The organism is Lentibacillus juripiscarius (assembly GCF_042685205.1).
GTDB classification, from domain to species: Bacteria; Bacillota; Bacilli; order Bacillales; family Amphibacillaceae; genus Lentibacillus; species Lentibacillus juripiscarius.
Genome location: NZ_JBHUNA010000009.1, coordinates 280,247 through 303,826, shown reverse-complemented (window position 1 = coordinate 303,826; position 23,580 = coordinate 280,247). Strand labels below are relative to the sequence as shown.

Here is a 23,580-nt window from a genome sequence, read left to right as displayed (position 1 = left end):
GTATGCCTTAATAGGGCACGTGCGGTTTGATGAGGGGGTAGCCTTGAGAAAGGTTACCCTACTCTATTACTGGTTCATTCCAAAGCAGGAAACCCTTTGATGGTACCTGTACCTACCTGTTACAGCCCGAGTGAAAAATGGGCTGTTTGCGGAAAATAGTCAGAAGCAGTCGCATGGATTAGCAGCTTATCATATAAAGGAATGGAAGGGAAACGGAGGCAGGATGGCACCGTGTCGGCCACTCGTAAATGCGTTGCATGGTGTTCCGATCTCTGCCTGACAGGAGGGAAGAAGATGAAACTGCGCGAACAGATGCCGGAACTAACAGGTGCATCTAAATGGCTGAATAGCAAACCAGTTTCGCGTGCCGATTTAATCGGTGAAAAACCAACACTGATCCACTTCTGGTCTATTAGCTGTGATATGTGTAAAGATGCAATGCCGAAACTAAATGAATTTCGAGATGGATATAAACAGGATTTAAACATAATCAGTGTCCATATGCCGCGTTCAGAGAAAGACCAGGATCTCGACGCGGTCAAGAAAACAGCTGCAGAACACGATATCACACAGCCGACTTTTGTTGACAACGAGCATACCTTGACCAATGCATTTGCTATTAAGTACGTACCGGCATACTATATCTTTGATGTAAGCGGTAGACTGCGGCATCGTCAAAGCGGCGGGGCAGGAATGAAAATGCTCACCAAACGGATCAACCGGGTTCTTGATGAAACCAATAAATAAGATGAGCGAATAACTTTTGTCTTGGCTAAAATAACGGTGAACAGCAGGGAAATGCGCAACCAATTTTCCTGCTGTTTATTTATTGCAAAAGTTGGGTCTGAGCGCCTGAACTAGGACGGGTTCGAGGGCACGGTAGCTTATCAGGGATATGAGTGCACGTCCCCAGAATTAGCCGCTCTTACATTTAATATTGTTGTCCAAGCATTTATAATTTATTAATTAAAAAAGTTTTAAAAATTACGCAAAAGTATGGAATTTTACTTCGGAACCCGTTATATTAGATATTATGAAATGTCATCGGGGAGGGATAGCATTGAATACGTTAGAAAAATTAAAGCAGTTTTATTGGCCATACAAAAAGTACTTAATTGCTTCATTATTTTCCTTGCTTTTTGTAGTGGCCATTACAGTTGTTTACCCAATTGTTTTACAGTTAACAATCGATGAGGTTGTACTAAAGGACCGGTATCCATTAATTCCATACATTGCGGCCGGATTCTTTCTTATTATGCTTGCGAAGGCAACTGCAACATTTTTCCATCAATATATGGGAGACCTGTTTGGGATAACTTCTGTTTACAAGGTGCGTGAAGCTCTGTACGAAAAGCTGCAAGTATTGTCGTTCAAGTATTATGACAATGCCAGAACGGGTGATATTATGTCCCGGCTGACGACGGACGTGGAAATGTTCCGGAATTTCCTGTCTTTTGGTTTTTCGGAACTCATACGAATAACCCTGCTTATTGTAATCAGTTTAGGGGTTATGTTTTATTATTCTATTCCTCTTGCATTGATAACGATGGCGTCTATGCCATTTTTAGCGGTGGTTGTGTTTATGTTCGACAAACGGGTCCATCCCGCCTTCAGAGGAATCCGAAAATCATTTGGCAGACTAAATACACGTGTACAGGAAAATATCAGCGGAATGAATACCGTAAAATCGTTATCAAGAGAGGACTTTGAAATAGGCAGATTTTCTGACAGCAATGATAATTACCGGCAAAATTATTTATTTACAGCAAATATATGGTCAAAATATATGCCGGTGATGGAATTCATCGGGAATGCATGTGCGGTACTACTGTTAGCTTATGGCGGCTATCTGGTAATGAACGGTAACCTTAACCTTGGCGAACTTGTAGCTTTTTTCAGTCTTGTCTGGTATATCATGGGACCACTTATGAACCTTGGCTTTGTCGTCAATCAGTTTTCACAGGCTAAAGCCTCCGGTGAACGGCTGCTGGAAATATTGGAGGCAAAAGAAGATATTGTGGAGAAAGATGGTGCCATTGATACCCCAATCAAAGGGCATGTCACCTTCAATGATGTCACGCTGACATATATAAAAGACGATGATACGGCACTTTCAAACATAACATTTGACGCACCTCCTGGGAAAATCATTGGTCTAATCGGTTCAACGGGGTCCGGGAAAACAAGTATTACACAACTGATTACCCGTTTTTATGAACCAGAAAAAGGCGAAGTGCTCGTTGACGGGAGACCGGTGGATGCTTACAAACTGAAAACACTCCGTCAGCATATCGGGTTTGTTTTGCAGGAATCATTTCTGTTCTCCACTACCATTAGGGAAAATATCCGTTATGGAAACCCCCAAATACCGGAAGAACAGATTATCGATGCTGCCAAGCGGGCACAGGCGCACGATTTTATCATGGAGATGCCAAATGGATATGATACGATGCTTGGTGAACGTGGAATGGGGTTATCCGGCGGTCAAAAACAGCGTATCGCGATTGCCCGGGCAATATGTATTAACCCAAGTATTTTAGTGCTTGATGATGCGACTTCAGCTGTTGATATGGAAACAGAATTCAAAATTCAACAGGCATTGAAAGAGGTTATGAAAGGAAGGACCACCTTCATCATTGCCCATCGTATCTCATCGCTAAAGCATGCTGATGAAATACTTGTTCTCGAAAATGGGGAAATGGCAGAACGCGGCAAACATAATGAACTTGTGAACAACAATGGACCATATGAACGGATTTATCGGATTCAGTACCAGGACCGGGAACAAATTATGGATACAGCCACATAAGGGGGGGAGACATATGAAAAAAGGGAACAAAATGTCCAAAGAAAACCGTCATCTGAATCGTTTTTATTATACAGTTGATCACGCAGTTGAAAAACCGTTTAACTGGCAGCAAATGTGGCGTTTACTTGTTTATCTGAAACCATATTCCAAGACGTATCTGCCTGGTTCCATTATAGCAATGCTTATTTCAACTGCCGTACGCCTAATTGTACCAATCCTGATCGGTAAAGTTGCTATTGATACAGTAATCGCCAATGAAGATATGACGATGTTAACTTATCTCGTTATCGGCATCGGTCTGTTATATCTGCTCAGCTATGTTGGGAATATTTTTCGCATAAAGTGGGTCAACATTCTCGGACAAAATGTTATTTATGATTTGCGGCAGCACCTATTTTCTCATATCCAACGGCTGTCACACCGATTTTTTGACTCACGTTCAGGCGGATCGATTATCGTTCGGATTATGAATGATACGAACTCGCTGCAGGAATTGTTTACAAACGGAATTATTAATCTGTTAATGGATATTGTCATGCTTACAGGAATGGTTGCTATTTTATTTGCACTAAGTCCGAAACTGGCACTGGCGATATTGGTTATACTGCCAATCATGTTCTATATTTCAACTAAGCTCAGACGGAATATCCGCCGCTCATGGCAGAATGTACGAATTCAGCAGTCTCGGCTGAACTCCCACCTGAATGAAAGTATACAGGGCATTCGCATCACCCAATCATTTTCCCAGGAAAAAGAGAATGAGGAATATTTTGATGGGGTTAACACCGATAATTTTACGAGCTGGCGTATGGCTACAAAGAAAAGCGCTATGTTCCGTCCATTTGTTGAAATGAGTAATGCAATTGGAACGATTATTCTCATATCATATGGGGCTTACCTTATTCTGCTTGGTGAAGCGAACGGTGGTATTTCAACAGGTACGTTTGTGTCATTTGCTTTCTATATCGGAATGTTCTGGGAACCAATATCCCGCCTTGGGCAGATGTATAACCAGCTGCTGATGGCCATGTCGGCATCTGAACGCATTTTTGAATTTCTTGATCAAAAACCGAATGTGGAAGATAAACCGGATGGAGCCGATTTGACTGATATGCAGGGGCATATTGAATTTGGCCGGGTTCAATTCGCGTATGATGAAGAGCGGATTGCTTTGCACGAAATATCCTTGGAGATGAAAGCAGGGGAGACGGTTGCACTAGTTGGACATACCGGCAGCGGGAAATCCACCATAGCCAATCTGATCAGCCGTTTCTATGATCCTACAGAAGGTGCTGTCAAAATTGATGGGCATGATCTTCGTGATGTGAAACTTGATCGGCTCCGTCAGCAAATCAGTGTCGTGCTCCAGGATACATTCATTTTTTCCGGGACCATTCTGGAAAACATTCGCTTCGGCCGCCCTAATGCGACAGACGAAGAAGTGATCGAGGCGTCAAAAGTCGTCGGTGCCGATGAATTCATTCAGCGCCTTGCGAATGGGTACGAAACGGAGGTGGAAGAACGGGGCAACATTCTATCGGCAGGGGAGCGTCAGCTATTATCGTTTGCCAGGGCATTGCTCGCAGATCCGAGAATTCTCATCCTGGATGAAGCGACCGCAAGCATTGACACTGAAACCGAGATGAAAATCCAGACAGCCCTGAAGCGTCTGTTAAACGGCCGGACCGCGATTATTATCGCCCACCGCCTTTCAACTATTAGGGAGTCTGATAATATCTTTGTATTGGAAAATGGTAAAATCCTTGAAAGTGGCAACCATGATGAACTGATGCAGCAACGTGGGGAATACTTTGAACTAGTCAAATCCCAATTTGAAATGCTGGATGCTATATGATTGTTTAAGCCTCTTTTCTTAACTTCATAAGAGCGCAACTAAGGTTTTCGCCATTAAGGCTTGGCTATAAGCCAGGTTTCTAAGAGTGACGCGGAAAGCCACAGTCTATTAAAAAACAGCTTTCCTTTTAAAGAAGGAAAGCTGTTTTTGTTACAGTAAATTCTTTTCTATCTGTTTCATTTCATATAAGTAGCCTTTTTGCTGCATTAATTCGTCAAATGATCCGGTTTCAACGATTTCGCCATGGTCCATGACAATAATCTGATCCATTTTCTCCAGGTTTGTTAAGCGGTGGCTGACAATAACAAGTGTGTCATCGGCAGCCTGTTCAAAAAGGTGGCGGTAAATGGACTGTTCCGTGAGCGAGTCGACCGACGATGCAGGTTCATCCAGCAGCCACAAATGTGCTCTTTTCAGCATCGCCCGGGCAAGGGCCAGCCGCTGTTTTTCCCCGCCTGATAAATTATCACCTTTTTCGCGGACTGGATCATCCAACGCCAAATAGTCGAGGTGCACTTTTTCAAGAACACCGATCATTTCTTCATCGGTTAATCCATCTTTCGCCAGAATCAAATTGTCTCTAACCGTACCAAAGAAAAAATGATTTTCCTGCAGCATGACAGCCGAATGTTCCCAGATGGACTCCGGAGCAATTTGTTCAACGGGGATACCATCCAGGGTGATGGTACCTGAATCAGCCTGGCTTAGTCCGAGGAGCAGCTGCAGAAGAGTTGACTTACCTGAGCCGCTGGGGCCGGCAATAGCCGTCTTAGAACCAGCTGGGAACGTGATGTTAATCTGTTTTAATGCTTGCCGCTTCTCTCCGGGAAAAGTGAATGAGACGTCACTAACTTGAGTCGTTATTGACCGGGCTTGCGTCAGCTGGATAGAACCATGTCCGCCTGCTGTATGCGGTGTTTCCGTTGCAACTGCAGAGAGCCGGCTTGCTGCGCGTTGACTGTCCTGCAGATGAATCGGAAGTGCAGCCATCGGTCCCGCATCCTCAAATACAGTCAGGGAAATCAGCACAAACATGGCCAACAATATACCATCCAATTGCCCACTGCTGATGAAAAAAGCACCCGTGGCGAGCACGAACCAAGTCACCAATAATGATAGAAATGTATTGACTGATTCGCTGTATAGCTTGTTCATGTTTTCACGTTTTTGTTCGCTAATGTAGTTATCCGACGACTGGATCAGGTTTTGTTTAGCTGTTTCCACTTTTTGATGGATTGTCAGGTCCCGAAAGCCATTCAAGAATTCAGCAGTTTGAACAGACAGGCTGCTTCGCCATCTCCGTACATCATAATTAATTTTTTTCTGCCGCCATACAAACAAAGCTGGCATAACAACGACCGTCAGCAACAAACCAATCAACAGGATCAGCGCAATATAAACGGAAAAGAAACTGGTAAATAAAATGGTGCTCAGAAAAACAACCGCCAGTACAATCGGCGGATAAAACACACGGAGAAAGAAGTGCTGCAATGTTTCCACATCTCCAACAACCCGGGAAAGCAGATCACCGCTCCGGTATTTTTGAAACAGTCCAGGCACTAAAGGTTCCAATTTTTGGAAAAAGGAAACTCGTAGGTTGCTTAAAATAGTGAATGTCGCCCTATGCGAGAAATAGCGTTCGGCATAGCGGACAATTGCTTTCGTTATTCCGAGCAGTTTCACTGTAGATGTAAGAATAATCAGTGAGTAGAGTGGAGGTGTCAGTGCAGCCTTGGAAATCAAGTAGCCGCTGGCAGCAAACAGGCCAACAGCGGTTATGCCAGCTGTAAACCCAAACAGAATGGAAAGTAAAATATCCTTTTTTTCTGTTGCCATTGCTTTAAGAATAATCGCCAAGTCATTCATGATTCTTCCCTCCATCGTGCACAAATACCATTTCCCGATATTCCGGGACATCCCTTAAGAGCTCGGAATGGGTTCCTGCAGCAAGAAGTCTGCCATGCTCCAGAAAAAGGATGGTATCTGCATCCTTAATTGTATAGAGACGGTGGGCCACTGTAATCACTGTTGCCTGCTGTGCGAGTTGTCTGATAGACGCATACAGTATCCGTTCCGTATAAAGATCGAGTCCTGTTGTCGGTTCATCGAAGAGAATAATCGACGGCTTTTTCAGAAAAGCCCTTGCAAGTGCCAGCCGCTGCATTTCGCCGCCTGACAGTCCTCTTCCCGCTTCGCCGACAGGTGTATCATAGCCTTGTTCCAGCTGATTGATGACGCCTGCAATCCCAGCCTGCTCGGCAGCTCGTTCGATTTCGCCGCGAGTATGATCCTGGCTGCTGCCGATAGCAATATTCTCAGCTATTGTTCCTGAAAAAAGATATGGGTGCTGAGATATATAATTTAATTGGCTGAACCAGCTATTTTTGCTGTATGCTGCCAGTGAATGATCATTGACCATGATATTCCCTTCCCTGAGGGGGAGGAGGCCGGCAATCAGGTGAAGCAGGGTTGACTTTCCGGATCCGCTCCGGCCGACAATAGCAATATTTCCGCGTGGAGGGAACGTGGCATTTATATTTTTCAGGCTGAAAAGTCCTTCTTCATAATGATAACCGGCCTGCTGCAGCTGAATCGACGGCGGCACTGCACCAGCAGATAGCTCCACGTTTCCCCAATGCAAAGGATCCGTCTCTTCGGCCAGTTCATTTATCACTTTAGCTGCTGCTCCTTTGCTGCTTTGTCCGCTGTGAAAGGTACTGCCAAGCTCTTTTAATGTGGCGTAATATTCAGGTGCCAGCATGAGCAGAAAGAAGGCTGTAAAAAATGATACCTGTTCGTAAATAATCATTTGGATCGCGAGTTCGAGGGCTACAATGCCAATGCTGAGCATGGAAATTAGTTCAAGCATGAACGAAGAGGTGAATGCTATTTTCAGTATTTCCATCGTTGCATCTCTAAAGCTAAGGCTACTTGTTTCCATCGCTTTTTCCTGTGCTCGGGAACGCCGGTATAATTTCAGCGTTGTCAGCCCTTGCAGCGCATCCAGAAATTGACCTGAAAAAGCGGTCAGTTTTTCCTGCTGCTCTTCCGATTTGTTTTTTGTCTGCATGCCGATAATAATCATGAAGAGCGGAATGAATGGGGCAGTAATGATCATAATCAGCCCTGTATGGATATGTTGAGTAAAGGCAATTGTCAGAATAACAACCGGAATAATGGAGGCCTGAATCAGCTGGGGGATATATTCACTGAAATAACTGTCCATTTCATCAACCGCGTCCAGCAGTATGCTTATTTTCCCACCGGATTGGCCTTGTCCAGCCTGCAGGACGGATTCACCAGCAAATTTATCCAGAAGCGATTTCCGATATACTGCCTTAACGTCCGCCGCCATTGCAATGCCTGTTCGCCGGCCGGTATAAGTAAATGTGGTCCGGAGCAGGAGTATGATAGCCAGTCCAGCAAGCATCCAGCTAATCTCTGAAAAAGTTTGCCCTTGTACAAAAATATGGTCGACAGCTGCTGAGAGAAAGTACGCCTGCAGGACGACCGTCACTGCCGTTATCACGGCCAGGATGCACAGGAAGATGATACGTTTTTTGTGATTGAGCAGGATACTACGCAGACCGTCCATCGTTTATTCCTCCAATGCATCGTGATAATGATTTGTTATTTCTTACCTTTGACATACTCTGCATCAAATAAAAACAATTTCATTAAGAGGATCAGCGACGGAATCAACAACAGTAGTCCGCCGATGAATGCCACCACCAGGGCAATGCCCATAGAGGTGTGCGTGGCCCCTTCATGAATGGATATATAAGGGTCAAGCAGGTATGGGTAATGTCCAATGCCATAACCAAAAAATGCAAACAGAAACTGCAGCATGACACTGATGAATGCCAGCCCATAATGCTTCTGCCGGTAAAGAAGCCACACTGCTATTAAGAAAAACCCAACAGATAGACCGAACACCCACCATAGGTCGAGCATACTTTCATAATGCCTTTCATTATGCTGGCTTAATACGATGAATGTGGTCAGTGCTGCAATGATCGTTGGCGTGCTCCAAAACAGCGCAAATGTCCGGACTAGTTTCAGTGCCGGTAAATCTCTGGCGCGTGCAGCATAGAATGCCAGAAAAGTGGCACTGATGAATAGAATGGATACAATCGACAGCGCAACAATGCTCCATGACAGGGGACTGGTGAATAGTTCCATGTATTTTAAGGAGACGCTCCCGTTTTCTTCTTTGATAAATCCGCCTTCCGATATGGTGAGAGCAATTGATAGCGATGCCGGTATTAGCAAGCCGGATGCACCGTACAGAAACGTATACACCGTACTCTCTTTGGATCCGTAATTTTCAAATGCGTAAAACGAGCCGCGGATAGCGAGAAGAATAATGGCAAAACTCGCCGGCACCAGCATTGCTGTCCCATAATAATAAGCGGTTTCCGGGAAGAAGCCAACAATCCCGACAAAGAAAAAGACGAAAAAGACATTCGTAACTTCCCAGACCGGTGACAGATATCTTGCTATCAGCTGATTGATCACATGATCTTTTTTCGTAAATCTGGCATAAAAAGCAAAGAAGCCAGCACCGAAGTCAATCGATGCTACAATCAGATATCCATAAAGAAAAATCCATAAAACAGTAATGCCGACCAGTTCATAGCTCATTCGTCATCACCCTTTTTTAAGCTCGGATAGTGTTTCTCCAGTTCCTCTTCGGCAGGGTTGTTCCGGAAAAGTTTCCGCAGTGTAATGACACATAACGTGCCAAGCACAATGTATAGCGCCAGGAAAAGGAAAAACATGTGTGTAACGTAAGGCGAAGATGTGGCAGCCTCTTCTACAGTCATATATCCCCGGATAATCCACGGCTGCCGTCCCTCTTCAGCATAAATCCAGCCGAATTCGATAGCCATCAATGCCAAAGGCCCACTTAGTGCGATAAGATACAACATTCCTTTATTGTGTTCATTCCATTTTTTTACCTTGGCTAAAACGAGATACAATAGTGCAATTACCGGAAGGAAAAAGCCGATAGTCACCATCAGATCGAACATGTAATGCACCCATAATGGCGGCTGTTCGTCCTCCGGAAATGCTTCTAGGCCCGTCACCTCAGCGTTAAAATCACCATGAGCCAGAAAGCTTAAAAACCCTGGAAGACGAATTTCGCCGGTTGGTTCATTATCCTCATTCAGCCATCCAAACAGGATCAGATCGGCATTTTGTTCCGTTTCGAAATGCCATTCTGCTGCGGCTAATTTCTCGGCCTGATGATCAGCAAGGAATTTAGCTGAGAAATCCCCGGCTAATGCCGTCAGGAGGGCGAACAGGAATGTCAGTGTCATTGTAAGCCGCAGCGCTTTTTTATGATAATCTGTCATTTTCCCTTTTAGAATCATAACAGCTGTTATCGCAGCCAAAATAGCCGCACACGTCACATACGCCGATGTCAGAACGTGGAACACTTTCGTTGGTGTTGCCGGGTTCAGCATTGCTGCCAGCGGATTGACTGCAGAAAAGGTCCCATCCTGTGTTTCAAACCCTTGCGGCGTGTTCATAAAAGCATTTACCGTGGTGATAAACACTGCAGAAAACCCGCCGCCGATAATAATTGGAAGCGAGAAGGACCAATGGATATACGGATTGTTGAATCGGTCCCACGTATATAAGTAGATTCCTAAAAAGATTGCCTCAAAGAAAAAGGCAAAGACTTCCATAAACAGCGGTAAACTGATAACGTTGCCGGCAACTTGCATAAAATTCGGCCATACCAGGGACAGCTGAAGTCCAATTGCGGTACCTGTCACAACACCAACGGCAACCGTAATAACGAATCCGCGCGTCCAACGTCTGGCTAGAAGCTGGTAGTGCGGATCATTTTTTTTGATGCCGATAAATTCAGCAATAGAAATCATCAGCGGTATCCCTACCCCAAGTGTAGCAAAAATAATATGAAACCCGAGCGTCATCGCGGTCAGCAATCTGCTCATTAGGACTGTATCCAGTTCCATTGTTGTACCTCCTTATGAAGCCATTTCTCCAGCTGCAGCCAAGAGAACGGGCATGGAATTTCCGGTTATCATAGCTGGTCCTCACGATTGACCAGTGTTTCAAAATGGGCATGAATAAGTTTTCCCTATACTCATAGTATAAACGATTGTGTCATACAGCGTGGGCTGTTGCTGTGACAGGAAAATGAAAACTTTGTAGCGAATTGATTACAAAGGCTGTTTTTAAAAGATTGTTGCTTTTGTGTCATTCCCTGTTAAATATTTTCTATAAACTACGACGTAAGTGCTACGTTGGGGTAGCCAAAAGTCGCGCGAAAATCAGGAAAGTCGCGCGAGCCGGGTCGAAAGTCGCGCGAAAATCAGGAAACTCTTCACCGAAAGACTTGCAACACGACGAGCAACCAAGTGTATTTCCGGAGCGGGGCGGGGGTCATAGCAAACTGCAACTAGCTGTCACCATGTCGCAGTTTAGATCAACTACGCTGGAAAAACAGCATAGTTTACGAAAAGGGCCGTTACAAAAGACGTTTCGTTCTTCGACATAAACCATATGTCATTTACACAACAGTGTGATAGACTATAGACCATGGGAAGTACATTGGATAATGGGGGGGCAGTGGAATGAAACGAGATTATGCCGTAATCGGTCTGGGGCGCTTTGGAGGCAGCATTTGCCAGGAACTAAATCAGGAAGGTATGCAGGTACTGGCCATTGATAAAGATGAGGACAAGGTAAACGAATTTAAGAATATTGCATCCCATGCAGTCATCGCCGATTCAACGGATGAGGCGACGTTAAGGGAACTGGGGATTAAAAATATTGATCATGTGATTGTGGCAATTGGCGACAATATTCAGGCAAGTATACTGACAACTGTTGTTCTGACTGATCTTGATATTAAGAAAATTACAGTGAAAGCACAAAATGACTATCACGAGAAAATTTTGAACCGGATTGGTGCCCACCAGGTTGTTCATCCTGAACGGGATATGGGAAAGCGAATTGCTCATAATATTATTTCCAATAACATTCTGGATTATCTGGAGCTTTCCGACGACCATAGCATTGTAGAAGTGAAAGCCGGTGAACGAATGCGCGGCAAGACGCTGGTGGATCTCGATATTCGTGCAAATTACGGCTGTAACGTTGTCGCCATTAAGCGTGATAAAGAAATCAATGTATCACCGGCAGCAGATGATGTCCTGAAAGAAGGGGATATTCTCATTATTATTGGAGCGGATAAGGATATTTCCAGATTTGAGAAACATCTTGTCATTGATCAAGGCTAGGTGACCAGGGGCGGAAAATAACCCTGTTATTAGAAAAACTTGGCTTTCACCAAGTCTTTATAGTGAAAGCCTTAGTTTTACTTATAAGGTCGTCCATAATTTATATTTTCTGACGTTACAAAAAAGTGCCGTGAACGTTATGTTCACGGCACTTTTGAAATTGCATCAGGATTCTGGAAAGGAGGGACACGAACCGTTCCTTTTTGTTCTTAAGAAATGCTGTGGATAACTGAAAAACAGAATTAACCACGTCCAGCTCCAGCGCCCAGCGACTAGCACGACTTCCTTCACTTCCGTGTGATAAGTCAGCATCGATTCGCTTACGCTCACCGTGCTTCCTTTATCTCCTTCGGCTCAGTCCAGTCTGTACGTCGCTAACCGGGCGCTTGCGCTTTTGTTAAACTTCCATAATGATCGGCAGTACCATCGGCCTGCGTTTTGTTTTTTCAAAGAGGAAAGGTGCGATGGTATCGGTTATTTCATTTTTGATTTCGGACCATTGACTTGTCCGGCGCTCCATCACTTTATCCAAGTGTTTTGCTACAAGTTTTTGCGCCTCATTGATTAAGTCTTCCGATTCACGCATGTAAACGAAACCGCGTGAAATGATATCAGGTCCGGATGCAATCTTGAATTCCTTCATATTGATGCTTACAACAACCATCACAAGGCCTTCCTCGGACAGAATACGGCGGTCACGCAATACAATATTGCCAATGTCACCAATGCCGCTTCCATCAACATAAATGGAGCCGGATGGGATTTTGCCTGCAATCATGGCGTTGTCTTTCCCAAGTGCCAGAACGTCACCGTTGTCCATAACAAAGGAATTGTTCGGATCGGTTCCGCAAGCTTCACCCAGCTTAAGATGCTCTTTCAGCATGCGGTATTCACCATGGATTGGCATGAAATATTTCGGCTGTATAAGCCTTAGCATTAGCTTCTGCTCATCCTGGCTTCCATGACCGGAAGTATGAATGTTGCTAAGTTTGCCGTGAATGACATCCGCACCTGCACGGTAAAGCTTGTTGATTGTCCTGCTCACACTGACCGTATTGCCCGGGATTGGGGAAGATGAGAACACGACTGTATCACCAGGGATAATTTGGATTTGCCGGTGAGTCCCATTTGCAATACGGGACAATGCGGCCATTGGTTCACCCTGGGACCCTGTGCATAGAATTGTCACCTTATGGGCGGGAAGACGGTTAATCTGATTTGGCTCAATAAAGGTATCTTTTGGAGCCTGAATATAGCCCAATTCCTGCCCGATACGAATAGATGATTCCATGCTTCGGCCGAACACGGCAATTTTCCGGTCGTGTTTGACTGCTGCTTCGACTACCTGCTGCAGGCGATAGATATTTGAAGCAAAGGTTGCAAATATTAATCGCCCGTCAACCCTATTGAAAATATCATTAATGTTTTCACCTACAACGCGTTCGGACATGGTAAAACCTGGCACTTCACTGTTGGTACTATCTGACAGAAGACACAGCACACCTTCTTTACCAATTTCAGCCATTTTTGCAATGTTTGCTGGCTCTCCAACAGGTGTGAAGTCAAATTTAAAGTCACCGGTATGGACGATATTTCCGGGTGGTGTTTTGACAACGATACCGAATGAATCAGGTATGCTATGGGTTGTTCGGAAAAAGGAAACAGACGTTTTACGGAATTTAATGACGTTATCTTCTTCAATGTTATGCAATTTTGTACTTCGCAACAGACCATGTTCTTCCAGTTTGTTGCGGATTAATCCGATCGCAAGTTTGCCGGCATAGATAGGCACATTTACTTCGCGCAAGAGGTATGGGATGCCCCCTATATGATCCTCATGCCCGTGTGTTATGAATAATCCTTTTATTTTATCTTTGTTTTGCACGAGATAGGTGTAGTCCGGAATCACATAATCAATACCAAGCAGTTCGTCTTCGGGGAATTTGATCCCGGCGTCAACTAAGATTATCTCATCCTGGAATTGGATGCCATATGTGTTCTTTCCGATTTCACCAAGTCCGCCTAATGCAAATACCGCTGTCTGGTCATTTTTGACAAATTTCATCGGCTAGACGGTCTCCAATTCAAATTGGTCAGATTGCTTTTCATAATTTAAATGTGCTTCCGTCAGCGGCTGGATATATTCAATATTGATTTCATAGTTGCGATCGTATAGTTTATCACGGACTTCCCTTTCGGATTCGGCCTCGACGTATAGACTTTCCGTTCGTTCACGTACGGGTATCTCATCGGGCAAATCCTGATAAAATACTTTATAAATCATGGTTATCTCTCCTCACTTCTGTTTCGTCTGTTTTTAATAATCAAATTCCGTCTCCTGTTCCTATGGCTGGTATAAAATATTATCCACGGCAGATGCAAGCCGCAATTCGCGCATTTCTTTAAGGCTGTCATCTGCGGAATGTTTTTCCAGTTGTCCATTATAACCCTATTAGTTTTTTTTACACTAAACCTGATTCGTCCGACTGTGACTTCAGCCTTTAGAGTGCCTGTGTCCGCATGAGAGTGCAAATCCATACATGCAGGGTAGGTTTCCATCGGCTGTTCTATTCAGGGTAGTCTTTGTTAAAAGTAGTTGGTACACGTCTTCTTCCCAGAAAATCTTTCCACCGTTTTTTCAGCTTTTCCCTTAGGCGTTTAAGCATGCGCGCTGCATCTCCTTTCCACAGTTAAGAAAAGCAATAAAAACGTTCTGCCGATCCAATCCCTCTTACTATATAGTATAATACGGTTACAGCAATTTTGAAATGAAAATAATGTATTTGTTTTAAAAAAGTTGTTTTTGCCGCAATTTGTATCTTTATTATTCGTTTCCAATTGGAATATTATGCAAAAGAAAAACAGGAACCCGGGAGATGTCGGATTCCTGTCAGTATCAGCCGATTGCTTTTGCATTATCAGGTACTGCGAATGGATTTTCCTGATTGATATGGTCGTAAAACATGACACCATCAAGGTGATCGATTTCATGCTGTACGACAATCGCAGCGAAGTCGCGCAGACGCAATTTCAGATCGTTTCCTTCCATATCTTTCGCTTTAACCGTGATGCGTGCATAGCGCGGGACATAGCCTTCTACGTCCCTGTCGACGGAAAGGCAGCCTTCTCCTGATGGTAAATAGGCCTTTTCAACGGAATGACTTACAATTTTAGGATTGATGAGCCCATAACTGTATAGTTTGCCTTTGGAATCCTCGAAATGAACTGCGCACATCCGCTTAGTGATGCCAAGCTGTGGCGCTGCGAGCCCGACACCTGGTCTTAATTGGTATCTGTCGGCCATTTCGTCGTCCTGACTGTTTTTAATAAACGTCAGTATGTCTTCCAGCAATTGTTTATCTTCTTCAGAAGGAGGAACAGGCACTTCCTGTGTTTTTTCGCGTAAAGCTGGATGGCCTTCACGTACGATATCGTCCATTGTTATCATATATGACACTCCCTAAACGTCAAAAATAGGTGGGTTATAAACGCACTTTTCCACCCCTGGATAAAGAAAGGGGCAGTTATCGAGATACGTATGGATAGTCATATTCTAACATAATTTCAATTCCCGTATCATAAAATTAACTTAGGACAAGCAATTTTTTATGGCACCAGGCAAGTACTGCTGACGGAATGAAATGAATTTGGTATGGTTCATAATATGTTATACTTGAAAAAAATGCTGCACCAGGAACGAAGGGGGCCTCATTAACGTGGTATCGAAAAAATCATTACTGATCAGTGCTGTTATCTTGTTTGTATTTCTGCCGGCGTGCAGCGGCACATCTGCTTCTGAACAGATTTACAATCACCTGGAAAAAGCGGTCGAACTGGAGGAAACGTTTGAGAAACAGCAGAATCCGATTGTGGAATTGGAACAGAAAGAGCAGGAAATATATAAGAAAATTATCGAATTGAGCATGGACGACTACGACAAGATTAAAGAACTGTCCGAGAAGGCACTGTCCAACATCGAAAAAAGAGAGAAAAAAATAGAACTGGAAAACGAAAGCATGCAGGCCTCGAAAGAAGAATTCATGAAAATGGAGGACAAGCTTGCTGACCTTGAGAAAGAGTCAGTACAGAAGAAGGCAGACGAGATGTTTGCTGCTATGACTGACCGCTACGATGCTTATGAGAAACTGCATGAAGCCTATTCTAAGTCATTGTCAATGGAAAAGGAATTATACACCATGCTTCAGGATAAGGAACTGGAACAGAAAAAATTGTCTGATCATATTTCCGGTTTAAATGACAGCTACCAGAAGGTGATCGACGCTAATAAGGAATTTAACGATCTTACGAATGAGTACAACGAACTGAAAAAGGAATTTTATAAAGCGGCCGATATTGATGTTTCGTACGAAAATACAGAAGAAAAGAAAGAAAAAAGCCCGGAGTCAGAGAAAAATGAATAAACTGCTGAATAAAGAATCGGGGAACCAGAAATGGTCCGGTTCTTTTTTATTCCTGGCAGGCCGGCTGCCCCAACGGGAGTCCAGTTTGACCTGGAAGCTTTCGGCAAAACAATTAAGTGATACAGTTATCGTGGAAATAGTATAACAGTTTGTCAGCCAACGGACGGCAAATCAATGAAAGCGGTGCCAACCTTGTAAAAAATGATTAATATAAAACAAAGTGATTGACCAAATGATTCGAAATGAGCTAAACTTTAACATGGATCAGTTATTGTACCAATTATTTTTGCTTTTATAATGTAACAGTTTCGGGGCATCAAAAAATGATTAACACTAAGCAATGCAGGGAACAAGAATAAAGGCAAATGGGTACAGATTTTTTCATATTTAGGGAAGGCTAGAAAAGACTATAAAACAGGTGATTAGAAAGGAAGAGGTGAACGATTTTGAAACAAGTTTTAGAAAGTATTGAAAATCAGTTCGAAATGTTCCAGGTTCTCGATGAAGATGGAGAAATCGTGAACAAAGAACATGCGCCTGATTTGTCAGATGATGACTTAAAGGAACTTATGCGCCGAATGGTTTATACAAGAGTTCTTGATCAGCGGTCCATTGCACTGAACCGTCAAGGACGTTTAGGGTTTTATGCACCAACTGCTGGGCAGGAAGCATCCCAGCTTGGAAGCCACTATGCCCTGGAGCAAGAAGACTTTTTGCTTCCGGCATACCGCGATGTGCCACAACTTATTTGGCAAGGACTTCCACTGTACCAGGCTTTCTTGTTCTCAAGAGGCCATTTCCACGGCAACCAATTCCCTGAAGGTGTACATGGACTGAGTCCGCAGATTATTATCGGTGCACAATATACCCAGACTGCCGGTGTTGCACTGGGAATAAAGAAGCGTGGTAAACAAGGCGTTGCAGTTACTTATACCGGTGATGGCGGAACCTCCCAGGGTGACTTTTATGAAGGTGTGAACTTTGCAGGTGCTTATAATGCTCCGGCTATTTTCTTTGTCCAGAATAACCAGTTTGCTATTTCAGTCCCGGTTGAAAAGCAGACCAATGCCAAAACATTGGCTCAAAAAGCTGTTGCTGCAGGTGTGGAAGGCTTTCAGGTTGACGGTATGGATGTACTTGCTGTTTATGCGGTTACGAAAAAAGCCCGTGAACGTGCACTGAACGGAGAAGGCCCGACGCTGATTGAAACACTGACCTATCGTTATGGTCCGCATACAATGGCCGGCGACGATCCGACACGGTACCGCACGGAAGACCTTAATGATGAATGGGAGAAACGCGACCCACTTATCCGCTTCCGCAAGTACTTGGAAGCAAAAAATCTCTGGTCTGAAGAGGATGAAAATAAAGTCATCGAGGAAGCGAAAGAAGAAATTAAAGCTGCCATCAAAAAAGCCGATGACCATCCAAAACAGAAAGTAACCGATCTGATTGATATCATGCATGAAGAACTTCCATCCAACCTGCAGGAGCAAATGGAAGAATATAGGGAAAAGGAGTCGAAGTAAAATGGCGCAGAAAACGATGATTCAGGCGATTACTGATGCAATGCATCATGAACTGAAAAATGATGAAGATGTCCTCGTATTTGGTGAGGACGTTGGTCAGAACGGCGGTGTCTTCCGTGCAACAGAAGGATTGCAGGATGAATTTGGGGAAGAACGTGTATTTGACACGCCACTGGCTGAATCTGGAATTGGCGGTCTTGCGCTTGGTCTGGCATTGCAGGGATTCCGCCCTGTTCCGGAAATCCAGTTTATCGGTTTTATTTATGAGGCCATGGACGCGCTGAATGGCCAGATTGCACGCATGCGTTATCGTTCTGGTGATAGTAAATCGGCACCGATCACTGTGCGCACACCGTTCGGCGGAGGTGTACATACACCGGAACTGCATGCTGACTCACTGGAAGGACTTATTGCGCAGCAGCCGGGCTTCAGGGTGGTAGTGCCATCCACACCATATGATGCGAAAGGACTCTTAATTTCCTCCATCCGTAATAACGACCCGGTATTCTACATGGAGCATATGAAATTGTACCGTTCTTTCCGCGGTGAAGTGCCAGATGAGGCCTACACGGTTGAACTCGATAAAGCAGACATCAAGCGTGATGGAAAGGATGTCACCCTTATCGCGTATGGCGCAATGGTCCATACGGCGCTGAAGGCTGCCGATGAACTCGAACAGGAAAATATCGACGCTGAAGTTGTTGACCTGCGCACGATATCGCCCATCGATACGGAAACAATCGTTGAATCCGTGAAGAAAACAAATCGTGTTGTCATGATTCAGGAAGCACAGCGTCAGGCAGGGATTGCCGCACACGTTATCTCTGAAATCCAGGAGCGCGCAATTCTGCATCTGGAAGCACCGATTATGCGCGTGACAGCACCTGACACTGTTTATCCATTCTCACAGGCTGAAGAAGTATGGCTTCCGAACCATAAGGATGTTATTAACAAAGTGCAAGAGGTCATGAACTTTTAATAAATGATTGGAGGCTGTCATAATGGCTTATAATTTTAAACTCCCAGACATTGGGGAAGGCATACATGAAGGTGAAATAGCCAAATGGTTCGTTAAAGAAGGCGACGAAGTAAAAGAAGATGACGTGCTGTGTGAGGTGCAGAACGATAAAGCCGTTGTCGAAATCCCTTCGCCAGTGGAAGGAACAGTAACCAAAGTCCACGTCGATGAAGGGGAAGTGGCGGTTGTCGGCAACACACTCATTACTTTTGACGCAGAAGGATATGAATCCGATGATGACGGTGAAGAAGAAGAGGCCGATCAGGACAAGAAAGAAGAAAAGGAAACAGCGGCTCCAGAAAAAACAGCCGATTCTTCCGATAAACAACCAGAACCTGAAAAAACCGATGATGACCGTCGTGTTATTGCCATGCCGTCTGTCCGTAAATATGCACGTGAAAATGATGTGAACATCCAGGACGTGCAAGGCTCCGGAAAGAATGGACGGATTCTGAAAGAGGATATTGATCAGTACTTAAGCGGTGATCAGAAAGCGGATGAGCCTGCTGAAACAAAAGACGATTCAGAACAGCCGGCAGCAGCGGCCAAGGCTCCTGAGGGTGAATACCCTGAGACACGCGAAAAAATGTCCGGCATCCGTAAATCCATCGCTAAAGCAATGGTCAATTCCAAAACAAAAGCACCACACGTCACACTGATGGATGAAGTGGATGTTACTGAGCTTGTAGCCCACCGTAAGAAATTCAAGTCAGTTGCAGCTGAGCAAGATATTAAACTAACCTATCTGCCGTACGTCGTTAAAGCATTGATTTCCGCATCGAAAAATCATCCAATTCTCAATGCTTCCGTCGATGACGAGACAGATGAGATTATTCACAAACATTATTACAATATCGGCATTGCAGCCGATACGGATAAAGGCCTGCTAGTGCCAGTAGTCAAAGATGCAGACCGCAAGTCGATTTTTACCATCTCACAGGAAATAAATGAATTGGCAGATAAAGCCCGCAGTGGTAAACTGTCATCAGAAGAGATGAAAGGTGCATCGAATACGATCACTAACATCGGTTCTGCCGGCGGACAGTGGTTCACTCCGGTTATCAATTATCCGGAAGCAGTTATTCTCGGCATTGGCCGCATCCAGGAAAAACCGATTGTCCGTGACGGCGAAATTGTAGCAGCTCCTGTACTGGCGGTGTCGTTGAGCTTTGACCACCGTATCGTTGACGGAGCAACTGCACAGCTGGCTCTGAACCAGATTAAGCGTTTATTGAACGATCCACAATTAATTATGATGGAGGCGTAAAGTATGGTAGTAGGGGATTTTCCAATTGAAACAGACACACTTGTTATCGGGGCAGGACCTGGCGGCTATGTAGCTGCCATTCGTGCTGCTCAAACTGGCCAAAATGTGACCATCGTGGAAAAAGGTGACCTTGGCGGTGTATGCCTGAATGTTGGCTGTATTCCATCCAAAGCACTGATTGAAGCAGGTCATAAGACGCAGAGTGCGCACGGAAATGAAGAAATGGGAATTACTGCAGAGAATGTTTCTGTAGACTTTTCAAAAGTACAGGAGTGGAAAGGACAAGTTGTTAATAAGCTGACTTCCGGTGTTGAAAGTCTGCTGAAAGGCAATAAAGTGGATATTGTTAAAGGGGAAGTTTATTTCGTCGATCAAAACACGGTAAAAGTAATGGACGAAAAAAATTCCCAGACATATACATTTAACAACTGCATTATCGCAACAGGCTCAACACCGATTGAAATCCCGAACTTCAAATTCTCTGATCGTGTACTGGATTCGACAGGCGCACTGAACCTCGATGAAATTCCAGAGAAAATGGTTGTCGTCGGCGGCGGCTATATCGGAATTGAACTTGGCACTGCATACGCCAATTTCGGAACCGAGGTAACCATCCTTGAGGGAACGAAAGAAATTTTGGGTGCATTTGAAAAACAAATGACGCAGCCGGTTAAGAAAAGCCTGAAGAAGAAAAACGTTAATATTGTCACGGAAGCAATGGCCAAAGGTGTCGAGGAATCCAATGACGGTGTGAGTGTGACATATGAAGTAAACGGCAAAGAAGAGACAGTTGAGGCAGACTATGTGCTGGTCACTGTCGGCCGCCGTCCAAACACACAAGAAATGGGACTTGAGCAAGTAGGCATTGATGTGGATGATAAAGGACTTATAAACATTGATAACCAATGCCGTACGAACAAGGAAAACATTTATGCAATCGGTGATATTGTCGAAGGACCGCCCCTTGCTCATAAAGCATCCTATGAAGGAAAAGTAGCTGCAGAGGCAATCAGCGGTGAGAAATCAGTGATTGATTATCTGGCTATTCCATCTGTTGTCTTCGCTGATCCGGAACTCGCCAGTGTCGGTTATACGGAGCAAGAAGCAAAAGATGCAGGCTACGAGGTGAAAGCCTCCAAATTCCCGTTTGCAGCTAATGGCCGTGCACTGTCCCTGAATAACACGGACGGGTTCATGAAAATGATTACAAGAAAAGATGATGGTCTGGTCATTGGTGCACAGGTAGCCGGCCCGAACGCCAGTGATGTCATCGCAGAACTGGGACTGGCAATCGAAGCAGGAATGACTGCTGAAGATATTGCACTTACCATTCATGCCCATCCAACGCTGGGTGAGGTAACAATGGAAGCTGCTGACGTGGCATTAGGCACGCCTATCCATACAATGTAAAGAACAATCGCAAAATGAATACGCTGGTTGAACGAAGAACTGAAAAATGAGCCACGTCCACATAAGCTGGACGTGGCTCATTTTTTGGTTTGATTAAGCGCTATAATCCTTATTTGGAATAAGAACTCCAGCCACATACACCCCAGATAGGACTAAAAAGGTCGTGACTTTCAGCCTTTTGAATAGGTGCTGGCATTCATGAAAAAGCTGTCCAGAATGGGGGATCCCATTTTGGACAGCTTTGTACATTAAGATTCTCTTTCATCTTCAGCATCAGGAAGTGTTTTCTTAAATCCTTCGCGCATTCTTCTGAGTTTTTTCCGCTGTTTTTCCCGGAATTTCGGATCATGTTCGCGCTGTTTGAGTTCCATCTGCAAGATATCATGTTCACTGTTCAGTGCTTTGAGGAGCGAAATACACATAAAAATCATCAAAATCGCAAACGGGAATGCAGCAATCAGCATGGCCATTTGGAGTGCTGACAGCCCGCCGGACCACAATAGAACCGCAGCAGTTGCAGCAAGGATAACTCCCCAGATAGCTTTAACACCTGTACTCGGATTTAACTTTCCTCCTGTTGTCAGCATGCCAAGCACAAATGTACCGGAATCGGCTGAGGTAACGAAGAAGGATGTAATCAAGAGCACTGCGATACCGATGACAACAGTTGCCGCGGGCGTTGACTCAAGAAATGCAAATAAGGCTACTTCATTTCCCATTTCATTCATCAACTGATGGATAATTCCTCCTTCAGCTGAATTCATTTCAAATCCGGCAGTACCGAAAACAGAGAACCAAAAGGCGCTGAATATGACTGGTACGGCGGTTACTCCGAGGACAAATTCACGAATAGTCCTTCCTCTGGAGACTCGGGCAATAAAGGTTCCAACAAATGGTGACCAGCCGATCCACCAAGCCCAGTAAAAGAGTGTCCATGCATTAAGAAAATCTCTGTCACCTGTAAATGCATTCATGCCGAATGTCATTGTTGGAAGGTTTTGCAAATAATTTCCCAATGTTGTTGTAAAGGACTCGATCATTTTTACAGAGGATCCGAGAATAAACACAAAGAGCATCAATGCGACGGCAAGAACAATATTTGTCCAGCTCAGATAGCGGATACCCCGGTTAATGCCTGTCGTAGCAGAAAGCATAAATAATATGGTGATTACTAAAATGACAATTAGATTGGTTATCAGTGTATTTGGAATTCCTTCAAAGGTGAAGCTTAAACCGGCTGTAATCTGTGTTGCGCCAAGCCCAAGAGATGTTGCAATACCAAATACGGTGGCAAAAACGGCCAGTGTATCAATAGCGATTCCCAAACCGCCTTTAGACCGGTCGCCAATCAGTGGCGAAAAAGCGGAACTGATTAATGCAGGAGCCCCGTGACGGAATTTAAAATAAGCCAGTGTCAATGCAAGCACCGCGTACGTAGCCCATGGATGGAATCCCCAATGGAATAAGGTGTACTGCATTGACTCTTCTGCAGCAGCTGTCGTTTCTGGTTCAGCAGAAGGTGGTGAATAAAAATGTGTTATAGGTTCCGTCACGCCGTAGAATACGAGGCCGACCCCCATACCAGCAGTAAACAAAAATGCAAACCAGGTAAAATAACTATACTCTGGCTCATCATCAGGCTTTCCAAGCTTAATTTTTCCATATGGCCCGAAGATCAAATACAATGCAAGGACAACAAATCCTGTTGTGACCACTAAATAAAACCAGCCAAATGTATCTGAAATAAAACTGTCAACTATGCCTAATACATATTCAACATTTGATGGAAAAAAAGCCCCCCATATGATAAATACAGATACTAATGCAATAGATACCCAAAAAACAGATGTCAATGTTTTGGATTTAATAGTAAGACCTCCCTATATCTTTTTTCGAAAATTTCGTCGTATAACAAACCGGCTTCTCGTCTTGTTTTCAACGTTTGATATACCGTGTTTTGAAAACATAAGACCGGATATAACCCCCATATA

Annotated in this window: 18 protein-coding genes; 10 read left to right on the top strand and 8 right to left on the bottom strand. The window is 44.3% G+C overall.

Annotated features, from left to right (window positions below; all coding sequences use genetic code 11):
* The first annotated feature begins 294 nt into the window (after window positions 1-294).
* From ACFSUO_RS06465 to ACFSUO_RS06455, 3 genes are all read left to right on the top strand, one after another.
* A complete protein-coding gene (locus ACFSUO_RS06465; RefSeq protein WP_382392240.1) occupies window positions 295-747 on the top strand; it encodes a TlpA family protein disulfide reductase in 453 nt (150 codons plus the stop codon).
* Between the two features lie 313 nt (window positions 748-1,060).
* Window positions 1,061-2,809, top strand: a complete 1,749-nt coding sequence (locus ACFSUO_RS06460) for an ABC transporter ATP-binding protein (protein ID WP_382392238.1) — start codon at window positions 1,061-1,063, stop codon at window positions 2,807-2,809.
* A 13-nt stretch (window positions 2,810-2,822) separates the two neighbouring features.
* Complete coding sequence (locus tag ACFSUO_RS06455; protein WP_382392236.1) at window positions 2,823-4,664, top strand: ABC transporter ATP-binding protein; 1,842 nt, start codon at window positions 2,823-2,825, stop codon at window positions 4,662-4,664.
* Between the two features lie 150 nt (window positions 4,665-4,814).
* Here the strand turns inward: ACFSUO_RS06455 and cydC are convergent, their stop codons facing one another.
* Genes cydC through ACFSUO_RS06435 form a run of 4 tightly spaced genes read right to left on the bottom strand, consistent with a single transcriptional unit; the run spans window position 4,815 to window position 10,654 of the window.
* Window positions 4,815-6,530 carry a thiol reductant ABC exporter subunit CydC gene (gene cydC, locus ACFSUO_RS06450; RefSeq protein ID WP_382392234.1) on the bottom strand — a complete coding sequence of 572 codons (1,716 nt, stop codon included), beginning with the start codon at window positions 6,528-6,530 and terminating at the stop codon, window positions 4,815-4,817.
* A complete protein-coding gene (gene cydD / locus ACFSUO_RS06445) occupies window positions 6,523-8,259 on the bottom strand; it encodes a thiol reductant ABC exporter subunit CydD (RefSeq protein ID WP_382392231.1) in 1,737 nt (578 codons plus the stop codon). The genes cydC and cydD overlap by 8 nt, the downstream gene beginning before the upstream one ends.
* Before the next feature lie 35 nt (window positions 8,260-8,294).
* The gene (locus ACFSUO_RS06440; RefSeq protein WP_382392229.1) at window positions 8,295-9,308 is read right to left on the bottom strand and encodes a cytochrome d ubiquinol oxidase subunit II; all 1,014 of its coding nucleotides are present in this window, start codon (window positions 9,306-9,308) and stop codon (window positions 8,295-8,297) included.
* The gene (locus tag ACFSUO_RS06435; protein ID WP_382392227.1) at window positions 9,305-10,654 is read right to left on the bottom strand and encodes a cytochrome ubiquinol oxidase subunit I; all 1,350 of its coding nucleotides are present in this window, start codon (window positions 10,652-10,654) and stop codon (window positions 9,305-9,307) included. Before ACFSUO_RS06435 ends, ACFSUO_RS06440 begins: the two co-directional genes overlap by 4 nt.
* Before the next feature lie 621 nt (window positions 10,655-11,275).
* On the opposite strand from ACFSUO_RS06435, the gene ACFSUO_RS06430 reads away from it, so the two are divergent.
* Window positions 11,276-11,944 (top strand): potassium channel family protein, encoded by a 669-nt coding sequence (locus ACFSUO_RS06430; RefSeq protein ID WP_382392225.1) that lies wholly within the window; start codon window positions 11,276-11,278, stop codon window positions 11,942-11,944.
* 397 nt (window positions 11,945-12,341) lie between these two features.
* On the opposite strand, the gene rnjA is transcribed toward ACFSUO_RS06430, so the two are convergent.
* The 3 genes from rnjA to def form a co-directional block, all read right to left on the bottom strand.
* Entirely contained in the window at window positions 12,342-14,009 is a 1,668-nt protein-coding gene (gene rnjA, locus ACFSUO_RS06425) for a ribonuclease J1 (RefSeq protein ID WP_382392223.1), read from the bottom strand.
* A gap of 3 nt (window positions 14,010-14,012) precedes the next feature.
* Complete coding sequence (locus tag ACFSUO_RS06420) at window positions 14,013-14,228, bottom strand: DNA-dependent RNA polymerase subunit epsilon (protein ID WP_382392221.1); 216 nt, start codon at window positions 14,226-14,228, stop codon at window positions 14,013-14,015.
* Between the two features lie 612 nt (window positions 14,229-14,840).
* Window positions 14,841-15,392, bottom strand: coding sequence for a peptide deformylase (gene def, locus ACFSUO_RS06415; protein ID WP_382392219.1), 552 nt, complete (start codon window positions 15,390-15,392; stop codon window positions 14,841-14,843).
* Between the two features lie 268 nt (window positions 15,393-15,660).
* Here def and ACFSUO_RS06410 point away from each other — a divergent pair, with 268 nt between their 5' ends.
* The 6 genes from ACFSUO_RS06410 (at window position 15,661) to lpdA (ending at window position 21,589) form a co-directional block, all read left to right on the top strand.
* Window positions 15,661-16,365 (top strand): YkyA family protein, encoded by a 705-nt coding sequence (locus ACFSUO_RS06410; protein ID WP_382392217.1) that lies wholly within the window; start codon window positions 15,661-15,663, stop codon window positions 16,363-16,365.
* Entirely contained in the window at window positions 16,358-16,510 is a 153-nt protein-coding gene (locus tag ACFSUO_RS06405) for a hypothetical protein (RefSeq protein WP_382392215.1), read from the top strand. Before ACFSUO_RS06410 ends, ACFSUO_RS06405 begins: the two co-directional genes overlap by 8 nt.
* A gap of 301 nt (window positions 16,511-16,811) precedes the next feature.
* On the top strand, window positions 16,812-17,894 hold the full coding sequence (gene pdhA, locus ACFSUO_RS06400) for a pyruvate dehydrogenase (acetyl-transferring) E1 component subunit alpha (protein ID WP_382392213.1): 1,083 nt from the start codon (window positions 16,812-16,814) through the stop codon (window positions 17,892-17,894).
* 1 nt (window position 17,895) lies between these two features.
* Window positions 17,896-18,873, top strand: a complete 978-nt coding sequence (locus tag ACFSUO_RS06395; protein ID WP_382392211.1) for an alpha-ketoacid dehydrogenase subunit beta — start codon at window positions 17,896-17,898, stop codon at window positions 18,871-18,873.
* Between the two features lie 22 nt (window positions 18,874-18,895).
* Window positions 18,896-20,179 carry a dihydrolipoamide acetyltransferase family protein gene (locus ACFSUO_RS06390; protein ID WP_382392209.1) on the top strand — a complete coding sequence of 428 codons (1,284 nt, stop codon included), beginning with the start codon at window positions 18,896-18,898 and terminating at the stop codon, window positions 20,177-20,179.
* A 3-nt stretch (window positions 20,180-20,182) separates the two neighbouring features.
* The gene (gene lpdA, locus ACFSUO_RS06385; RefSeq protein WP_382392207.1) at window positions 20,183-21,589 is read left to right on the top strand and encodes a dihydrolipoyl dehydrogenase; all 1,407 of its coding nucleotides are present in this window, start codon (window positions 20,183-20,185) and stop codon (window positions 21,587-21,589) included.
* 248 nt (window positions 21,590-21,837) lie between these two features.
* Here the strand turns inward: lpdA and ACFSUO_RS06380 are convergent, their stop codons facing one another.
* Window positions 21,838-23,442, bottom strand: coding sequence for a BCCT family transporter (locus ACFSUO_RS06380; protein WP_382392205.1), 1,605 nt, complete (start codon window positions 23,440-23,442; stop codon window positions 21,838-21,840).
* Window positions 23,443-23,580: the final 138 nt, after the last annotated feature.